Origin of the sequence: Mesorhizobium sp. L-8-3, from assembly GCF_016756615.1 — a bacterium.
GTDB lineage: Bacteria > Pseudomonadota > Alphaproteobacteria > Rhizobiales > Rhizobiaceae.
In genome coordinates, this window is record NZ_AP023262.1 from 5,861,972 (window position 1) to 5,879,395 (window position 17,424).

14 protein-coding genes are annotated in these 17,424 nt (G+C 63.8%); 7 read left to right on the forward strand and 7 right to left on the reverse strand.

What is annotated here, in order from left to right; genetic code table 11:
• Positions 1-239: 239 nt before the first annotated feature.
• From ldtR to JN302_RS27250, 3 genes are all read right to left on the reverse strand, one after another.
• Positions 240-755, reverse strand: coding sequence for a transcriptional regulator LdtR (ldtR, locus tag JN302_RS27240; protein ID WP_202329794.1), 516 nt, complete (start codon positions 753-755; stop codon positions 240-242).
• Positions 756-1,065: 310 nt separating this feature from the next.
• The gene (locus JN302_RS27245; protein ID WP_202307221.1) at positions 1,066-1,494 is read right to left on the reverse strand and encodes a DUF6163 family protein; all 429 of its coding nucleotides are present in this window, start codon (positions 1,492-1,494) and stop codon (positions 1,066-1,068) included.
• 103 nt (positions 1,495-1,597) lie between these two features.
• Positions 1,598-2,635, reverse strand: a complete 1,038-nt coding sequence (locus JN302_RS27250) for an enoyl-CoA hydratase/isomerase family protein (RefSeq protein WP_202307223.1) — start codon at positions 2,633-2,635, stop codon at positions 1,598-1,600.
• A 427-nt stretch (positions 2,636-3,062) separates the two neighbouring features.
• On the opposite strand from JN302_RS27250, the gene hemB reads away from it, so the two are divergent.
• The 6 genes from hemB (at position 3,063) to JN302_RS27280 (ending at position 7,198) form a co-directional block, all read left to right on the forward strand.
• The gene (gene hemB, locus JN302_RS27255; RefSeq protein WP_202307225.1) at positions 3,063-4,094 is read left to right on the forward strand and encodes a porphobilinogen synthase; all 1,032 of its coding nucleotides are present in this window, start codon (positions 3,063-3,065) and stop codon (positions 4,092-4,094) included.
• A gap of 25 nt (positions 4,095-4,119) precedes the next feature.
• Complete coding sequence (locus tag JN302_RS27260; protein WP_244742181.1) at positions 4,120-4,473, forward strand: DUF423 domain-containing protein; 354 nt, start codon at positions 4,120-4,122, stop codon at positions 4,471-4,473.
• Positions 4,474-4,562: 89 nt separating this feature from the next.
• A complete protein-coding gene (locus JN302_RS27265; protein WP_202307228.1) occupies positions 4,563-4,802 on the forward strand; it encodes a DUF2188 domain-containing protein in 240 nt (79 codons plus the stop codon).
• Between the two features lie 100 nt (positions 4,803-4,902).
• Entirely contained in the window at positions 4,903-5,373 is a 471-nt protein-coding gene (locus JN302_RS27270; protein ID WP_202307229.1) for an RDD family protein, read from the forward strand.
• Positions 5,374-5,489: 116 nt separating this feature from the next.
• A complete protein-coding gene (locus JN302_RS27275) occupies positions 5,490-6,245 on the forward strand; it encodes an arginyltransferase (protein WP_202307230.1) in 756 nt (251 codons plus the stop codon).
• Between the two features lie 56 nt (positions 6,246-6,301).
• On the forward strand, positions 6,302-7,198 hold the full coding sequence (locus tag JN302_RS27280) for a DMT family transporter (RefSeq protein WP_202307231.1): 897 nt from the start codon (positions 6,302-6,304) through the stop codon (positions 7,196-7,198).
• A 32-nt stretch (positions 7,199-7,230) separates the two neighbouring features.
• Here JN302_RS27280 and JN302_RS27285 read toward each other — a convergent pair whose 3' ends face one another.
• On the reverse strand, positions 7,231-7,926 hold the full coding sequence (locus JN302_RS27285) for an SDR family NAD(P)-dependent oxidoreductase (protein ID WP_202307232.1): 696 nt from the start codon (positions 7,924-7,926) through the stop codon (positions 7,231-7,233).
• A gap of 125 nt (positions 7,927-8,051) precedes the next feature.
• Complete coding sequence (locus tag JN302_RS27290; protein ID WP_202315081.1) at positions 8,052-9,227, reverse strand: AI-2E family transporter; 1,176 nt, start codon at positions 9,225-9,227, stop codon at positions 8,052-8,054.
• Positions 9,228-9,782: 555 nt separating this feature from the next.
• On the opposite strand from JN302_RS27290, the gene JN302_RS39270 reads away from it, so the two are divergent.
• Positions 9,783-12,869, forward strand: coding sequence for a calcium-binding protein (locus tag JN302_RS39270; RefSeq protein ID WP_274609230.1), 3,087 nt, complete (start codon positions 9,783-9,785; stop codon positions 12,867-12,869).
• Positions 12,870-13,056: 187 nt separating this feature from the next.
• Here JN302_RS39270 and JN302_RS27315 read toward each other — a convergent pair whose 3' ends face one another.
• Together JN302_RS27315 and JN302_RS27320 are read right to left on the reverse strand one after the other, a co-directional pair.
• A complete protein-coding gene (locus JN302_RS27315; protein WP_202329795.1) occupies positions 13,057-16,197 on the reverse strand; it encodes an efflux RND transporter permease subunit in 3,141 nt (1,046 codons plus the stop codon).
• Positions 16,194-17,420: an efflux RND transporter periplasmic adaptor subunit gene (locus tag JN302_RS27320; RefSeq protein WP_202329796.1), complete on the reverse strand. Its 1,227-nt coding sequence runs from the start codon at positions 17,418-17,420 to the stop codon at positions 16,194-16,196. Before JN302_RS27320 ends, JN302_RS27315 begins: the two co-directional genes overlap by 4 nt.
• Between the last annotated feature and the right edge of the window lie 4 nt (positions 17,421-17,424).

Consider the following 17,424-nt stretch of genomic DNA (forward strand, 5'->3'; position numbering starts at 1 on the left):
ATTCGCCAACCCTATGGCGAACCATCGAGATCGGCTCTAGCGGGAATACCCATCCCCGGCTCCGACATCGCCGCCATGGACAAAGGCGGCATCGTCTTCCCCTATCCATCCGAATATGGCGGCAACGTGGCCAGCGCCACACACAACAAAGTGAAAGTATGAAATGAAAGCAGGCGCCATGGATGGGGCGCCCCTTTCAGTTTCCGTGCGGGGAGCGGAATACCGCGTCCCGCCCCCTGCTACATGCGATAGGCGATGGTGTCGTTCCAGAACCGGTCGAGGCGCTGCAGCGCTCGGTTCATCTGACTGAACTCTTCCGCATTGATGCCGCCGACCTGCTCGATCGAGCCGATGTGACGCTCATAGAGCTTGCCCACGACCTCGGCGACTTCCTGCCCCTTGTCGGTCAGGCTGACACGGACCGACCGGCGATCGATGCGCGAGCGCTGGTGGTTGATAAAGCCGAGATCGACCAGCTTCTTCAGATTGTAGGAGACGTTCGACCCCAGATAGTAGCCACGCGAGCGCAGTTCGCCGGCAGTGAGCTCCGAGTTGCCGATGTTGAACAGCAGCAGTGCCTGGATCGCATTGATGTCGCTGCGGCCGTTGCGGTCGAATTCATCCTTGATCACGTCAAGAAGACGACGATGCAATCTTTCAACAAGCTGCAGGGATTCCATGTATAGGGAACGGATCGCATCGCGACGTTCGTCGATAGCAACAGCGGGTTTCGCCGCCTGGCGCGTATTGATCATTGTTCGAGCCTCTCGTTTGTCGCCTTGGTGATTTTTTTAGTTTCTCACCTTGATCGCGACCCTATCGAATACACATAAAATTCGACTTAAACGTCAGGCTTAACAAGGCCTTACATTTGGGTGAGCGACTCGGAGGCTTAACGAACGGTCACCCGAAACGAGAAAATTAACCGTACCCTATCGGCCCGAATATCGGCCTCGTTTTCGGAAAGCGCGACGCGCGGTTTCAAAGTGATGGAGCGTCCCTTGCGCGTCCAATGGAGGGCAAGGCCCGAGTTGTCGGGCAGAATCCTGCCTGCTTCCTCGGGAGTTACTGGTGGGCTCGCGGTCGTTTCTGCAGGAAGATGACGACCCTGAAGGCCGTATAGATCAAAGCGACGCAGAGATGCGAGATCGGGATCACGGGGCGGTTCCCGTAGAGGTCGGGAAAGCCGACATACATCACCGTCTCTATTGCGGCGCAAAGGAACCAGATCACGGGGCCCCAGGAAGCGAGCATCCAAAGCCCGATCGCGGCAAAGGGAAACAGCACGGCAAGCGTCACGCCGGCCACCTGCCAATGCACCGGCATCAGATCGAAGCGCCAGAGTTGGCCGTCGTAGAAGCCTATCAGCCGGATCCAGTAGAGCACGCCGAACAGCAGGCAGTATCCGGCGATCACGCGCTGGAACCAGGCGAAGGCCGTTTCGGTCAGCGTCTGCTGGGGAAGCCGTTGGGGCGGTTCCAGGCCTGCCTGCATGGCGCTCACGCTCGACAGACCCCGCCCCGCTTGTCACTGGACGCCCGGCTGTAGGCCATCTCGGCGAGTACGCCGTCCGCGGGGCGACGGAAGAGCGAGTTGCTCACAGATCGAGTTCCCCGTCCGGCAACGGTGCGAAATAAGCGTCGATCTCAGCCCTGTCGACCGCTTCGAGCGTCGCGGGCCGCCACACCGGCGCCCCGTCCTTGTCGACGATCACGGCGCGAATGCCCTCGTAGAAGTCGTGCCCGGCAAGCATACGGTTGAGGATGCGGAACTCCATGCGCATGCACTCCTCCATGTCGAGCATGGCACCGGCCTTGATCTGCAGGAAAGCAACGTTCAGGCTGGTTGGGGACCGCTTCAACAGTGTGTCGAGCGTCTTGGCGGCGAACGTATCCGTCGGCCCGGCCTGCTCAAGGCTGGCGATCAGACCGGCGAGATCGCCTTGCATGAAATGTCGGCTGATGGCGTGAAGCGTCGCTTCGTCGGTCTCGCCGACTGGCGCTTCACTACAGGCCCCCAATGCGGCAACGCCTTCCGTGCACAGCGCGTCGACAAGTGCGGGCAGCGCAGCACCCGGCACGGCGTGGGTGGCGAGCCCGCAACCCAGCGCGTCGCCATGGCGGATGCGGTTGCCGGTAAGCGCCAGGTACATGCCGAAACTGTCCTTCAGCCGCGGCAGCAGGTAGCTGCCGCCAACGTCGGGGAAGAAGCCTATACCGACCTCGGGCATGGCGAACAGGGCGTTCTCCGTCAGCACCCGATGCGAGCCATGGAAGGATATGCCGACGCCGCCGCCCATGACAATGCCGTCGATCAGCGCGATATAGGGCTTGCCGAAGCCGCGGATGCGGGCATTGAGCCGGTACTCGTCCGCGAAGAAGCCCACCTGCGGCTTTCCCGCCCGGCCCGATTCGTAGACGTCGAGCAGGTCGCCGCCCGCGCAGAAGGCCCTGCCCTCGCCCTTGAGGACGACCAGGGCGACCGCAGGATCGACCTCCCAGGCATCCAGCGCCTTCGCCAGCGCCAGCACCATTCGATGGTTGAGCGCATTCAGCGCCTTCGGGCGGGTGAGGGTCACGACTCCTGCCTTGCCGATCCGTTCGAAACGGATGTCGTCGCCGCCACCAAAATCCATGCGCAAGAATCCAGACAGTTGAACAGGCCAGAAGTGCTAAGCGCGCCGCCCGGCATCGTCAATGCCGCAGGTGATCGCGTCCCTTCCCGGCCCTGCCAAACCGGCCTGCCTGAAAATGCACACCCCTCCGCTGTAAGCGTCAGCTGGTCCTCGACATAAAAGTGGGGCTTGAGCAGCGGCGTCGCGCCGCTATGCCAGGCAGCGCACGACCCTCGTCGTCCAGCCAGTAGGTCCATCTCTGTCGTGCCGCAGATACGCTCACGTTCCGGTTCGTCCTTGCTTCAAGCATCCCCGGCAAGAGACGCCATCGAGCAGCGAGCCCGCAAGGCATTTGGTGTCCGCCCCGGGCAGGGCGATCTGACACAGGCGGGCGCATTGGTCATGTCCGAGCGCCATGCTAGAAATCACCCATTCTGGAGACTGCCCGATGAACAAGCTCACTCCCGCAAAGGCCGCAGGAAATCGCAGTGTCGACGATATCACCGGGAGCCGTCGTCTGCGCCGCATGCGCAAGGCGGACTGGTCGCGGCGCCTCGTCCAGGAGAATCGCCTGACGGTGGACGACCTGATCTGGCCGATCTTCGTGGTCGACGGAAGGGACCGCCGCGAACCCGTGGCGGCCATGCCCGGTGTGTTCCGGATGAGCCTCGACCAGGCCGTGAAGGAGGCCGAACAGGCGGCGAAGCTCGGCATTCCGGCGATCGCGACCTTCCCCAATGTCGAGCTTTCCCTGCGCGACGAGACCGGCTCGCATATCCTCGACCCCGACAACATCATCAACCGGGCCACGCGGGCGATCAAGGAAGCAGTGCCCGAGATCGGCGTCATCACCGATGCGGCCCTCGACCCCTTCACCAGCCACGGGCATGACGGCATCCTGCGCGACGGCATCATCGTCAATGACGAGACGGTCGAGCAGGTCGCCGCGGCTGCCGTGCTGCAGGCAGCCGCCGGCGCCGACATCATCGCGCCTTCGGACATGATGGACGGCCGGATCGGCGCGATCCGCGACGCGCTCGACGCCAACGGCTTCCAGGACGTCGCGATCATGTCCTACGCCACGAAGTTTGCGTCTGCCTTCTACGGACCCTATCGCGACGCGATCGGCACTGCCGGGCTGCTCAAGGGCGACAAGAAGACCTACTACATCGATCACGCCAATTCCGACGAGGCCGTGCGCGAAGCGGAGCAGGATCTCGCCGAGGGCGCCGACATGCTGATGGTCAAGCCCGGCCTGCCCTATCTCGACATCATCCGCCGCCTGAAGGACGAATTCCAGATGCCGACCTTCGCCTACCAGGTGTCCGGCGAATACGCGATGATCAAGGCCGCGGCGGCGAATGGCTGGATCGATGGCGAGAAGGCGATGCTTGAATCGTTGCTTGCGTTCAAGCGGGCGGGCTGCGACGGCATCCTTACCTATTTCGCTCCCGAGGTGGCCCGGATGCTGAAGCCATAGCGACGTCATGGCCGGGAGAGCCATCATGGCCGACCGTGTCCTTGTCGTCTTCGGGGGCCTCTGCGGCGCGACCGGCGTGGCGCTTTCGGCCGTTGCAACGCATGCGGGCGGCGCAAATGTCGGCACTGCGGCGTCTTTCCTGCTCATGCATGCGCCGGCATTCCTCGCCCTTGGGCTTGCCGCGCGCGGCCAGGCACTGCGCCTGGCCGGACTGGCGCTGCTGCTGGGCGTCCTGACCTTCTGCGGCGACCTTCTGATGCGCGACTATGCCGGCGCCCGGCTCTTCCCCATGGCGGCACCGGCCGGCGGCGTGCTGATGATCTTCGGCTGGCTGGCGGTCGCGGCCTCCGCTCTCGCGGCACGCCGCACCGGAGACTGACCTCGCCCGCTCCCCTTGCCCGCGCCCCCTTGAAGGAACGGTTCCTCTTCTTAGCTTGCCATTCAGGGGCTGCATTCAAGGAGGAGCCGGTGGTTCATGTTACCTATCATATCGTCGAGCATGACGGAGGCTGGGCCTACAAGCTGGACGGCGCGTTTTCCGAGACGTTCCGGACCCATGAAGAAGCACTGAAGGCAGCGCAGCGCGCCGCCGGCGAGCAACACGTGTCCGGCAAGACGACGGGCATCGTCTATCAGGACGGCAACGGCGAATGGCATGAAGAAGTATCGCGCGGCGACGACCGGCCTCAAGCCGACGTGGACGGCTGACCCGCCGGATATCGCCCGAGGCGCAAATCTTGAATTTCTTCGCCAAATTCCCATCTCCTGATGGGCGTCGACGGTTGCGTGGCGCTCCATGAGGAAAGTTATGAATACCCGGGTTCTCGACGGCGAAATCATCTCCACAAGGCTCGACGATGCGCGCGCCTATGACGGCGTGCGCACCAGGCGCATCATGGCCTTCCTCATCGACTATCTGATCATCGGCCTGCTGCTGATCCCCTTCGGCGTATTGGTTTTCCTGCTCGGCCTTTTGACCTTCGGTCTTGGCTGGTCGCTGTTCGGCGTTCTCGCGCCGGCCGTGGCGCTGCTTTACGTATGGTGCACGCTCGGAGGCCGCAATCAGGCGACGACCGGGATGCGGATCATGAGGATCCGGCTCGACAGGCTCGATGGCCGACCCGTCGACGGCCTGCTGGCGGTCGTCCATACCGTGCTCTTCTGGGCGGGCAATGTGGTGCTTACCCCGCTCGTCCTTCTGGTCTCGCTTTTTGCCGACCGAAAGCGCACGCTGCACGACCTCCTTCTCGGTACCGTGGTCACCCGCGACGACCGTTGAGAAGGCGGCCCCCGCGATTGTGAAGGTGTGGTAGATCCCGGCGGCTTCATTCTCCTGTTGAAATTTTCGCAGGCGCGGCCAAGGTAGAATGATTCGTGGGATCCACGCCGAAGCCGATGACGCAGCACCCGACCCAGTCGCCGCAGTTCTTCCTGACCGCGCCCTCCCCGTGCCCCTATATCGAGGGCCAGTTCGAGCGAAAGGTGTTCACGCATCTGGTCGGCGACAAGGCTCCCGAGATGAACGATCTGCTTACCCAGGGCGGCTTCCGGCGGTCTCAGAACATCGCCTACCGCCCCGCCTGCGAAGCCTGCCGGGCCTGCATCTCGGTGCGCATCCTCGCCGGCGAGTTCCGGCCGACGAAGAACATGAAACGCGTGCTGCACCGCAATGCGGATCTCGTCGGCGCCATGCACGACGCGGAACCCTCCACCGAGCAGTACTCCCTCTTCCGCTCCTATCTGGACGCCCGCCACCGCCGGGGCGGCATGTCCGACATGACCGTGCTCGACTATGCGATGATGGTCGAGGATACCCATGTCGACACCAAGGTGATCGAATATCGCCGTCGCGGACCGGACAGCTTCATTACCGGCAAGGGCGAGGGCGAACTGATCGCCGTGGCGCTGACCGACAGGATGGCCGACGGGCTGTCGATGGTCTATTCCTACTACAACCCAGACATGGAGGAGCGGTCTCTCGGCACCTTCATGATCCTCGACCACATCGCCCGCGCAAAGGCGGCAGGGCTGCCCCATGTCTATCTCGGCTACTGGGTCAACGGCTCGCGCAAGATGAGCTATAAGGTCCGGTTCCAGCCGCAGGAACATCTCGGCCCCAAGGGCTGGGACAGGTATGCCGGGCAACCCTGACGTCTCACACGCCGGCCCGTCCAACGCTGCCGTCGCCCTCCTGACGGGAGCCTTCCTTGTCCAGCCGATCCGACCACTCCAAGGGCCTGCTGCTCACCGCCATCGGCGGTCTGGTGCTGACGATCGACATCCCGCTGATCCGGCTGTCGCATGGCGAGGCGTGGTCGATCCTGATGCTGCGCGCGGGCACTACCTTCGTCGCGGCGCTCGTCATCTGGGCAGTGTGGCGGTCGATCACGCCGAAGGCCCCGCAGCTCATTCCAGGCCGGACGGGGCTTGCGGTGGCGGTGCTCTACGGCCTTGCCTCGATCACATTCATCACCGCCGTCTATAACACCTCGACCGCCAACCTGGTGTTCATGCTGGTCTTCAACACCATATTCTCGGCGTTGTTGTCCTGGATCTTCCTTAAGGAACGGCCACGCCCGGCGACCCTGATCGCCATGGCGGCGATGATCGTCGGGGTCCTCGTCATCGTGAGCGATTCGATCGGCAGCGGGAATCTCTTCGGCGACCTCGTGGCGCTCCTCTCGTCGCTGCTGCTCGCCGCCGCGATCACGACCAGCCGCGCGAGCGGCAAGGACATGGGCTTCACCGCGCTGGTCGGCGTTCTGCTACCTCTTCTGGTCGCCCTCTTCTTCGTCGCCAGGACGGGATACCGCATCGACGCTCCCTGGTGGATCATCTTCAACGGGGCCGTGGTGATGCCGATCTCCTTCTTCTGCCTCGCCAATGGGCCGAAATATCTCTCGGGGCCGGAGGTGTCGATGTTCTACCTGCTGGAAACGGTGCTGGCGCCGGTGTGGGTGTGGATGATCTTCGCCGAGACCCCGTCGCGCAACAGCCTGATCGGCGGGACGATCCTCATCACCGCTCTCGTGTGCCATTCGCTGTGGCAAGTGGCGCAGGGCCGCCGGCGCAGGGCCACATTCGCGGCGCGCCATGCGGCCTGAAGCGCCGGATCCCGTGCCGACGGCTCCTGCCGTCAGGACAGGCCCACGACCGGTACGAGCGCGCCGTGAATTGCGGAAGCACCGTCGGAGCAGAGGAAAGCGATGACGGCGGCGAGTTGCTCGGGCTTGACCCACCGCGCCGGGTCGGCGTTGGGCATGGCGCTGCGGTTCTCGGGCGTGTCGATAATACTCGGCAGCACGCAATTGACATTGATGCCGCGGCCGCGCAGCTCGCTCGACATCGATTCCGTCAGCCGCATCACCGCGCTCTTCGAAGCGGCATAGGCGCCCATATTCGCACCGCCCCTGGTCGCGCCGTTCGCGCCTATGGTGACGATCTTGCCGGCCCGCCGCGCGATCATGCCGGGAATGGCGGGGCTCACCGTGTTCACCATGGTCGACACGTTGAGCTTCATCATGATCTCCCAGTCGGCCGGCGCCGTCTCGTGCACCGCCTCGCCTGCATGGAATCCCCCCGCGATGGCGCAGATCGCGTCGATGCGTCCACATCTCCGCTCCGCCTCGGCGACCATGCGCGATGCGGCCTCCCTGTCCGTCAGGTCCGCGGCCAGCTTCAGGTGACGCGACGGCAGCCCGGGATAGGCGGCGTCGAGCGTTTCGTTCCGCGATCCGACCAGTACAAGCCGCGCCCCGCCGGCTTCGAACAGTCGCGCCACAGCCCTACCGAGATTACCCGTCGCGCCCGATATCAGAACCGTCTTTTCCATGACACGACCCCGTCAAAGAATGGACCTTGCCCTTTGTGGCATGACGCAGGGACGGTTTCCACCAGCCGTTCGCGCAACGAACAACCAGTCGTCATGCCGTTGTCAGGCAAGCGGGATATAAGCGATCAGCCGGCCTGGACCTTCTTCAACTGGGAGGCGTCTCCGCCAGGCTCGACCACCACGGCGGCCGCGGGATCGGTCGGCGGCAAGGCTTGCGCCGCGGCCTCGGTCATCTCGACCTCGTGAAGCCATTCGCGCCAGATCGCGACGAGAAGCGCCATGAGCACCGGCCCGATGAAAAGGCCAAGGAAGCCCATCGTCTTCACGCCGCCGATCAGCCCGAAGAAAGTCGGCAGGAAGGGAAGTTTGATCGGTCCTCCGACCAGCCTCGGCCGGATCGTCTTGTCGACGATGAAGAGTTCGAGCGACCCCCAGGCAAACAGCGCCAGGCCGGCGATCCAAGATCCGCTGGCGACGAGATAGATCGAGACCAGCGACATGGACAGCGGCGCGCCGCCCGGGATCAGGGCCATGAGGCCCGTGAGCACGCCAAGCGTCACCGGCGACGGCACGCCGGCGATCCAGTAGGCGACGCCGAGCACGATGCCCTCGCCGATGGCAATCAGCGTCTGGCCGGTCACCGTCGAGCTGATCGTCGCCGGCACCACCCGCGAGATCCGCTCCCAGCGCATCGGGAGGATGCGCTCGCCTAGCCGGTCGACCTTGGCCGAAAAGGCCTCGCCGTCACGATAGGTGAAGAAGAGCGCGATCAGCATGAAGAGCAGCGTCAGCAGCAGGTTGAAGGCGCCACCTCCGGCCGCCACCACGGCGCGGTATATGCTGCCTATGTTGTCGCCGCTGACGAGCTGGATCAGTTGGCCGATCGCGCCGGGGTGGCCGATATGGCGCGTCCATTGTTCGTCGAGCCAATCGCCGACGATGGGCAGCACCGTGATCCAGTGCGGCGTGGCGGCGCCGATCTTGTTGGCTTCGACGGCCCAACTTACCCATTCACGAACTTCCGTCACGGCGTAGCTGCCGGCGACGACGATCGGCACGACGAGGAAACTGACGATCAGCATGATGGCGATGGCCGCCGCGAGGGTGCGGTTGCCGTGTACGCTATCAAGCAGCCGGCGATAGAGCGGCCAACTCGCGAAGGTGATCACCAGGGCCGCAAGCACCGGAACCAGGAAACCGTGGAAGAAATAGATGCCCGCGGCGATGATCAGCAGCAGCAGCCATCGTGCCGCCGACAAAGGCGGCAGCACCGCCGCCCGAGGCGGCGCCGAAGGGCCCATCAGGCGCGGCGCGCCGGTCGGCTTGCGTGGACTCGACAGGTTCAAATACGCTTACTCCAACCGGAAGCGGTCCGGATGCCCGTGCCCTGGTCGAGATAATCCCAGCCTCGGCCGTCGCATTGTGCAGCATTCCCGTCCATATGCCAAATCGCTTCGGCAGATTGATGACGACCGCGGCGCCGCGATTGGTTGCCGCTGCGTCATCCGCCACGCAGCGGTCACTGCAGAGGAATCTTCGCAAGATCGAACTGCGTGTGATTGCCATGCGATACGACCTATGCGATAGGTTCGTTGCCCCCATCAGACGACTCGTGCTCGCGGGTCAAAGACCAATCTGCTTGGCAAGGCGAAAGGAGAGCATTCCCGGCAAGTTCCGCAGCGGAGCAACTGCGATCTCCCGCTGCCGGGAATTCGGCAAGCCCGAACGCATTGAGCGTTTGCGCAGGCGACCCGTAAAACCAGCATAACTCATCCCGAGAAAATCTCAGGCGCACCTGCATGACGTCGTCGACGTCTCGCGGCTTGCGGGCTGTTCAACTTCTGCGAGATCAAGACATGGCGATAATCGACGGTGATAGTGGAAACAATCCTCTCAATGGAACCAATTCTGGCGACACGATCGACGGAAAGGCCGGCAACGACATTATCAACGGCTTCGGCGGCAACGACACGCTGATCGGCGGCGACGGCAGCGATATCTTCGCCTACACGACGCGTGAATTCGATAATGACACGATCACCGACTTCCAGCGGGGCGTCGATAGAATCGATCTTTCGGCCCTGAACATTGCCGATTTCGAGACGCTGAAGCGCTTCATCAGCTCCGATTCGCTCGGCAATGCGGTCATTACCTTTGCTTTCTACGGTAGCACCGAATCCATCACGCTTCGCGGGATCAACCAGGCATGGCTGACAGGCGGCAACTTCATCTTCAATAGCAGTACGGCCGCACGCACGGTCGAGGGTACCAACTATCGGGACGTGCTGTTCGGGGGCAACGGCAACGATACGCTCAATGGTTACAGCGGCAACGACACGCTGAGCGGTGGCGCAGGCAATGACCAGCTCCACGGTCAAGAAGGCGACGACACGTTGATCGGCGGCGCAGGCAATGACGTCTATCTCTATGCCGCACGCGATTTCGACCGGGATACGATCGAAGGCTTCAGCCTCACCGCCAATACCGACAAAATAGACCTCACGGCACTGAACGTCGCCGACTTTACGACGCTGAAGCGTTTCATCAGCTCCGATTCGCTCGGTAACGCGGTCATTTCGCTCGGCTTCTACGGCAACGCCGAGTCTATTACGCTCAAAGGTGTAGCCGCGTCGCAGCTCAGCGCTGCCAATTTCATCTTCAACAGCAGCTCGACCGCCCTTAGCGTCGAAGGCACCTCCTACCGCGACGTCCTGTTCGGCGGTAACGGCAACGACGCGCTAACCGGCTATAGCGGCAATGACGTTCTCAGCGGCGGCGGCGGCAACGACCAATTGCTCGGCATGGACGGGGACGACACATTGATCGGTGGCGCCGGCAATGACGTCTATCTCTACACCGCCCGCGATTTCGACCGTGACACGATCGAAGGGTTCAGCACGGCGAGTGACAAGATCGACCTGTCGGCCTTGTGGGTCGCCGACTTCACCACGCTCTCCCGTTTCATCACCAACGACGCGTCTGGCAACGCTGTCATCACACTCGGCTTCTACGGCAATACCGAGTCCATAACGCTGAAGGGAGTTTTGAAAGCCCAGCTCAGCGCCGCCAACTTCATCTTCAATGCCAATCCCTCGGGGGTCACAGTCGAAGGCACGGGTTACCGCGACGTCCTGTTCGGCGGCAACGGCAACGATGCCCTCACCGGCTATAGCGGCAATGACACGATGAGCGCAGGCGGCGGCAACGACCGATTGCTCGGCATGGAGGGGGACGACACGTTGATCGGCGGCGCCGGCAATGACGTCTATCTCTATACCGCGCGCGATTTCGACCGCGACACGATCGAAGGGTTCAGCGTCGCAGCCAACACTGACAAGATCGATCTCAGGGCCCTGAATGTCGCCGACTTCACCACGCTCTCCCGTTTCATTGCCAACGACGCGTCCGGCAATGCCGTCATCACGCTCGGCTTCTACGGAAACGCCGAATCCATAACGCTGAAGGGAGTCTCGAGGGCCCAGCTCAGCGCCGCCAGCTTCATTTTCAACACGAATTCCGCCGGTCTCACCGTCGAAGGCACCGGCTATCGTGACGTGCTGTTCGGCGGCAACGGCACCGATACGCTGACCGGCTACAGCGGCGACGACACGCTGGCCTCTGGCAACGGCAACGACCGCCTCATCGGTCTGAGCGGAAACGACACGCTGATCGGGGGCTTCGGAGCAGACCGCATGGAAGGTGGTACGGGCAACGACATTTATTACGTCGACAATGTCGGAGACCAGGTCATCGAAGCAGCCGAAAGCGGTACTGACACCGTCCTCGCCACCCTCAGCTATGCGCTTGCTGCCGGCCAGCACGTCGAAACCCTGGCTACCACTTCCATGGCCGGGGCAGCAGCGATCAACCTGAGCGGGAACGAATTCGCCCAACGCATCTCGGGTAATGCAGGCCGGAACTACCTGAATGGCGGCGGAGGGAACGATACGCTGATTGGCGGTGCGGGTATCGATACACTGAACGGCGGCACCGGCAACGACACCCTCTATGTCGACAATGCCGGCGACATTATCGTCGAAGTCGCCGGGGGCGGCACCGACACCGCTCTCGCCAGCGTCAGCTATACGCTTGCCGCTGGGCGGCACATCGAACTCCTGGCCACCACCTCCATCGCCGGGACGGTGGCCATCAACCTTACCGGGAACGAGCTAGCCCAACGCATCAACGGCAACAACGGCGTCAATGTTCTCAACGGCGGCAGTGGCAACGACACACTCTACGGCTTCAATGGCAACGACACGCTGAACGGCGGCATCGGCATCGACGTGCTGGCGGGCGGCTATGGCAATGACCGGCTCTATGTCGACAGCTCGGCCGACAGAGTAGTCGAAACCTATGGTCAGGGTACTGACTCCGTCTTTGCCTCGGTTCACTACACGCTCGCTGCCGGGCAAAGTGTCGAGATCGTCGCCACGACGTCCGTCGCCGGCACCGGGACCATCAACCTCGCCGGCAACGAGCTCGCCCAGCAGGTCATCGGCAACAATGGTGTCAACCGGCTCTACGGCAATGGCGGCAACGATACGCTGAACGGCAATGGCGGCAACGATGTGCTTTTCGGCGGCGTGGGAAACGACAGGCTGACGGGCGGCGCGGGTAGCGACTACTTCGTATTCAACACCGCGCTCAGTTCCTGGAGCAATGTCGACCGCATCACCGACTTCAACGTCGCGGCCGACACGATCCAGCTCGACAATGCCGTCATGGCGGCGCTCGGCGGTACAGGCACACTGTCGGCGGCAAAGTTCTGGAAGAGCACGGCCGGCGTCGCCCATGACGCCGACGACCGCATCATCTACGACATCGACACCGGCAGGCTGTTCTACGACGCCGACGGCAGCGGATCCAAATACTACGGTGTCCACTTCGCCACGCTGGCCCCGAACCTGGCCCTCACCAACTACGATTTCCAGGTGATCTGATACCCTGCGGACCGGGCCAGTATAGGCCCGGTCCGCGGCGCCGCACTGGAGCGCCGCGCGTCCATTCGGACACGTAATACGACCCGGCAGGTTCTCACGATATTCTCGCCAACGCCAAAGCCGTCCGGTCTCGCACCGGGCGGCTTTGTCGTTGCAGAGACTGCGTCCTGGAAGTCGGGACGGGCGCCTATTCCGCAGCGACCGGCAGCCCTGTCGGGCGCTGCAGCGAGTGCACGGTCGCGCCCTGGCCATGGTCGTCGCCCGGCTCATCCTTGGCATTCGGCCTCACCAGCCAGTGGAACAGCCGCGCGGTACCGAGCGCCGCGTCGTCCATGATCGTGTAGAAGGACGGCACGAAGACCAGCGACAGGAAGGTCGAGACCAGCAGACCACCGACCACGGCCACCGCCATCGGGGCGCGGAACTCGCCGCCGTCGCCGAGAGCCAGGGCGGCCGGGATCATGCCCGCCGACATGGCGATCGTGGTCATCACGATCGGCCGTGCCCGCTTGCGGCCGGCATCGACGATCGCCTCGCTGCGCGAAATGCCCTGCTTGACCTCCTCAACCGCGAAATCGACCAGCATGATCGCATTCTTGGTGACGATGCCCATGAGCATCAGGATACCGATGACCACGGGCATGGAGACGGCCGAATTGGTGAGCCAAAGGCCGGCGACCACACCGCCGATGGCGAGGGGAAGGGAACCCAGGATCGTGAAGGAGTGGAAGACCGAGCCGAAAAGCAGGATAAGCACGGCAAGCACGAGCATCAGTCCCGTGACCATGGCCATGGCAAAGCCGGAAAAGACCTCGCCCATCACTTCCGCGTCGCCGGTCTGCTGGATGCGCACCCCACCGGGCAGGCTCTTGACCTCCGGCAGTCCCCAGACGATGTCGAGCCCTGTGCCGATCTCCTGGCCGGCGGCCATGTCGGCGCCGATCACGACGCGGCGCTCCCGATTGAAGCGCTGGATCGAAGACGGCCCCTGGCCGAACCGGATCCCGGCGATCGAGGACAGCGGCACCATCGTGCCCGACGCGGTCGGCACCGGCAGGGTGCTTACCACGGAAAGATCGTGGCGGGCCTTCTCGTCGAGCTGCGCGCGGATCGGGATCTGGCGGTCGCCGACCGTGAACTTCGCCAGATTCGCGTCGACATCGCCAATCGTTGCGACGCGCAGTGTCTCGGAAAGCTTTGCCGTCGAGATGCCGAGTTCCGCCATCCGATCGAAATCGGGCACCACGATGATTTCAGGCCGGTCGAGCGCGGCGTTGGAAGTCACCGCGCGGAATTTGCCGGTCGCGGTCATGGCGCTCTGGATTTTCCGCGCGGCCTCGTCGAGCTTGGCGCCGTCAGTCCCCATCACGCCCAGTGCCAGCGCGCGCTCGCCCCGGTCGTTGACGAAGTATGCGCGCAGATCCGGCACAACCTCCAGCTTCTTCAGCAGGATCTCCTCGATCTCGGCCTGGGTGACATCGCGCTCGGACTTGTGCCGGAGGTCGGCCACGACCGTGGCGCGGCGCGGCTCCAGCGTCCCTGTCGGGTTCGATCCGCCGATTACATAGACGTTCTCGACTTCGGGAACGGTGCGCATCAGCCGCGTCACCTCGTCGGTCGTCGCGCGCGTGTCTTCGAGCCGGCTGCCGGGCGGCAGTTCGAGCGAGAAAACGATGCGGCTCGCGTCCTCCTTGGGGATGAACCCCGAGGGCAGGAAGCCGATAGCGTAGATGGAGCCGGCGAAGAAGGCGATACCGGCGGCGAGCGTCAGCCAGCGATAGCGCAAGGTAGCCCTGAGCAGCCTGACATAACCGCGCATGACGAGACCCGGCCTGGGTTCGTCATGGCCGTGGCCGCGCAGGAAATAGGCGGCCAGCATCGGCGTGATCAGCCGGGCCACAAGCAGCGAGAAGAACACCGCCACGGCGACGGTGAGGCCGAACTGCTTGAAGTACTGACCCGCAATGCCGCTCATGAAGCTGACCGGCGCGAACACCGCAATGATGGTCGCTGAGATGGCGATGACCGCCAGGCCGATCTCGTCCGCCGCCTCCAGCGAGGCGCGGTAGGGGGATTTGCCCATCTTCACGTGGCGCACGATGTTCTCGATCTCGACGATCGCATCGTCGACGAGGATACCGACCACCAGGGTGATGCCGAGCAGGCTGACGAGGTTGAGCGAGAAGCCCAGCAGGTCAAGCGCCCAGAAGGCCGGTATGATGGAAAGCGGCAAGGCAGTCGCCGCAACCAGTGTCGCGCGCCAGTCCCGGAGGAAGATGAACACGACGATGACCGAAAGGATGGCGCCTTCGATCAGAGTCTCCATGGCCGAGTCGTAATTGCCTTCGGTATAGGCAACGGAGTCGTCGACTTTGGTTATCGTGACGTCGGGATGGGCCTTCTCCAGTTGCGCGATCGCAGCCGAGACGCGTTCGCTCACGTCGACGTCGCTCTCGCCCTTGCCGCGGAAGATGCCGAAGGAAACGACCGTCTGGTTGTTGACGCGAGCGAAGGATTTCGGTTCCGCCCAGCTGTCGGTCACCGTCGCAATGTCGGAAAGCCTGGCCTTGCGGCCGCCCGACAGCGGAATCTCGAGCTTCTCGAGATCGGCGACGGTCCTGGCGCCGCCGAGCGTGCGGATCGACTGGTCGCGCTCGTTGAACTTGCTGTTGCCGCCGGTCATGTCGACATTGGCCGCGCGCAAGGCGGCGTTGACGTTCCAGGCCGTCAGGCCGAGCGCATTCAGCCGGTCGGGATCGATCTCGACCTTGATCTCGCGCGTCACGCCACCATAGCGGTCCACCCGGGCCACACCCTTCAGGCCCTGCAGCTTGCGGATCACCGTGTCGTCGACGAACCAGGACAGTTCCTCAATGGTCATGGCCGGTGCCGATACCGCATAGGTGAGGATCGCCTGGCCCTCGACATCGACCCGGTTGACAACGGGGGCGTCCGATGTGGCCGGCAAGTCGGAGCGGATGCGCTCGATCGCATCCTTGACGTCATTGACCGCGGTCTGCGTCTCTACATCGAGGCGGAACTCGACCAGCGTCTGGGAATTGCCCTCGGTAATGGTCGAGGTGACATTCTTGACGCCGGAGATGTTGGCGACGGCGTCCTCCACGCGTTTGGTCACCTGCGTCTCGAGCTCGCTCGGCGCGACGCCGGGATCGGTCACCGTCACCGCGACCAGCGGGAAGTCGATGTTGGGAAAGCGCGTGACCGGCAGGCTGGCGAAGCTCATCAGGCCGAGCGCCGTCAGCACGATGAAGAGCAGGATCGGCGGGATCGGATTGCGAATCGACCAGGCGGAGAAATTCCAGCTCATGGCTTGATCGCCCCCGTCTGGTCGTCACGCGCGGTCGCGACGTCGTCCCGCACCGGGGTCACCATGTCGCCGTCGGCGACGAAAGTTCCGGCACGCGCCACCACCTCCTGGCCTTCGGCAAGGCCTGACCGTATCTCCGCGAAAGAGCCCGTGCGCGCGCCGACCGTCACCGGCACGGTCTTGACCTTGCCGTTCTCCACGAGTTGCAGGAAAGCGTCGGCGCCCTGGTAGACGAGGGCGGACGCCGGAACGGCGACGCCTTCGCGACGCAGCACCTCGATCTCGCCGCGCGCGAAATTGCCCCCGCGCGCGCCGCAGCCGGGCGCCAACGCGATGCGGATGGAGCCGAGACGGGAGGCCTGGTCGACCTCCGGCGCGATCCTGCGAATGCTGCCTTCAACCACCTCCGTCGAACCGGCGAGCGCAACTTCCACCGGCATCTCGACCGCGAGCCTGGGCAGCACCGTCTCCGCGACATCCGCCGACAGCTCGAACTCGCCGTCGATGGCGATACGGAAAAGCGGACCGCCGGCGGCCGAGACGATACCGCCCAGCGTGGCGTTGCGCGACAGGACAAGACCGTCGGCGGGCGCCCTCACCTCGGTCTTGTCGATCTGCACGAGCACGTTCTCCTTCTGCGCGTCGATGACGCCGATCTGGGCCTCGGCCGCGGCCAGCGCCTTTTCAGCCGAAACGCGCTTGGCCTTTGCGCTGTCGTAGGCGTTGACTGCGTCGTCGAGTTGGGCCTGCGCGGCGACACCCTTCTTCTGCAGCGCTCTCGCCCGCTCCAGTGCCTCGCCCGCCTGGCGGACGCCGATCTCGGCATCGCCGATCTGGGCTTGCGCCTGGGCGACGCTAGCTTCCGCCTGGACCCTGCTCGCCTCCATCTGGGCAAGCTGGGTGTCGAGCAGTGAACGGTCGAGCACAGCCAGGACGTCGCCTTTCCTGACCTTGTCGCCCTCGTCGGCATTGAGCAGCACGACCGTCAGCCCACCGAGATCAGTGCCGGCCGCCGCCTCCTCGCGGGCAATCACTGTGCCTGTGACGGACAGCGTCTCGACCAATTCTCGCTTGCGAGCGACGGCAACACGGATCGCCGGCGGGGCCTGAACGGCCGGCACCGGCTGCTGCGCGGCCGAGACCGGCGGCGGCATGAAGACCACGGAAACACCAGCCAGAAGCAGGCCGGCGAAAGGCATGACCAGTTTATTCTTTGCGGACATCGGT

Excerpts from the sequence above, each read along its gene's own strand:
- JN302_RS27245 (WP_202307221.1), bottom strand. The coding sequence starts at position 1,494 with ATGCAGGCAGGCCTGGAACCGCCCCAACGGCTTCCCCAGCAGACGCTG.
- JN302_RS27270 (WP_202307229.1), top strand. The coding sequence starts at position 4,903 with ATGAATACCCGGGTTCTCGACGGCGAAATCATCTCCACAAGGCTCGAC.
- ldtR (WP_202329794.1), bottom strand. The coding sequence starts at position 755 with ATGATCAATACGCGCCAGGCGGCGAAACCCGCTGTTGCTATCGACGAA.
- JN302_RS27290 (WP_202315081.1), bottom strand. The coding sequence starts at position 9,227 with ATGGGCCCTTCGGCGCCGCCTCGGGCGGCGGTGCTGCCGCCTTTGTCG.
- JN302_RS39270 (WP_274609230.1), top strand. The coding sequence starts at position 9,783 with ATGGCGATAATCGACGGTGATAGTGGAAACAATCCTCTCAATGGAACC.
- JN302_RS27260 (WP_244742181.1), top strand. The coding sequence starts at position 4,120 with ATGGCCGACCGTGTCCTTGTCGTCTTCGGGGGCCTCTGCGGCGCGACC.
- JN302_RS27275 (WP_202307230.1), top strand. The coding sequence starts at position 5,490 with ATGACGCAGCACCCGACCCAGTCGCCGCAGTTCTTCCTGACCGCGCCC.
- JN302_RS27320 (WP_202329796.1), bottom strand. The coding sequence starts at position 17,420 with ATGTCCGCAAAGAATAAACTGGTCATGCCTTTCGCCGGCCTGCTTCTG.
- JN302_RS27250 (WP_202307223.1), bottom strand. The coding sequence starts at position 2,635 with ATGGATTTTGGTGGCGGCGACGACATCCGTTTCGAACGGATCGGCAAG.
- JN302_RS27285 (WP_202307232.1), bottom strand. The coding sequence starts at position 7,926 with ATGGAAAAGACGGTTCTGATATCGGGCGCGACGGGTAATCTCGGTAGG.
- JN302_RS27315 (WP_202329795.1), bottom strand. The coding sequence starts at position 16,197 with ATGAGCTGGAATTTCTCCGCCTGGTCGATTCGCAATCCGATCCCGCCG.
- hemB (WP_202307225.1), top strand. The coding sequence starts at position 3,063 with ATGAACAAGCTCACTCCCGCAAAGGCCGCAGGAAATCGCAGTGTCGAC.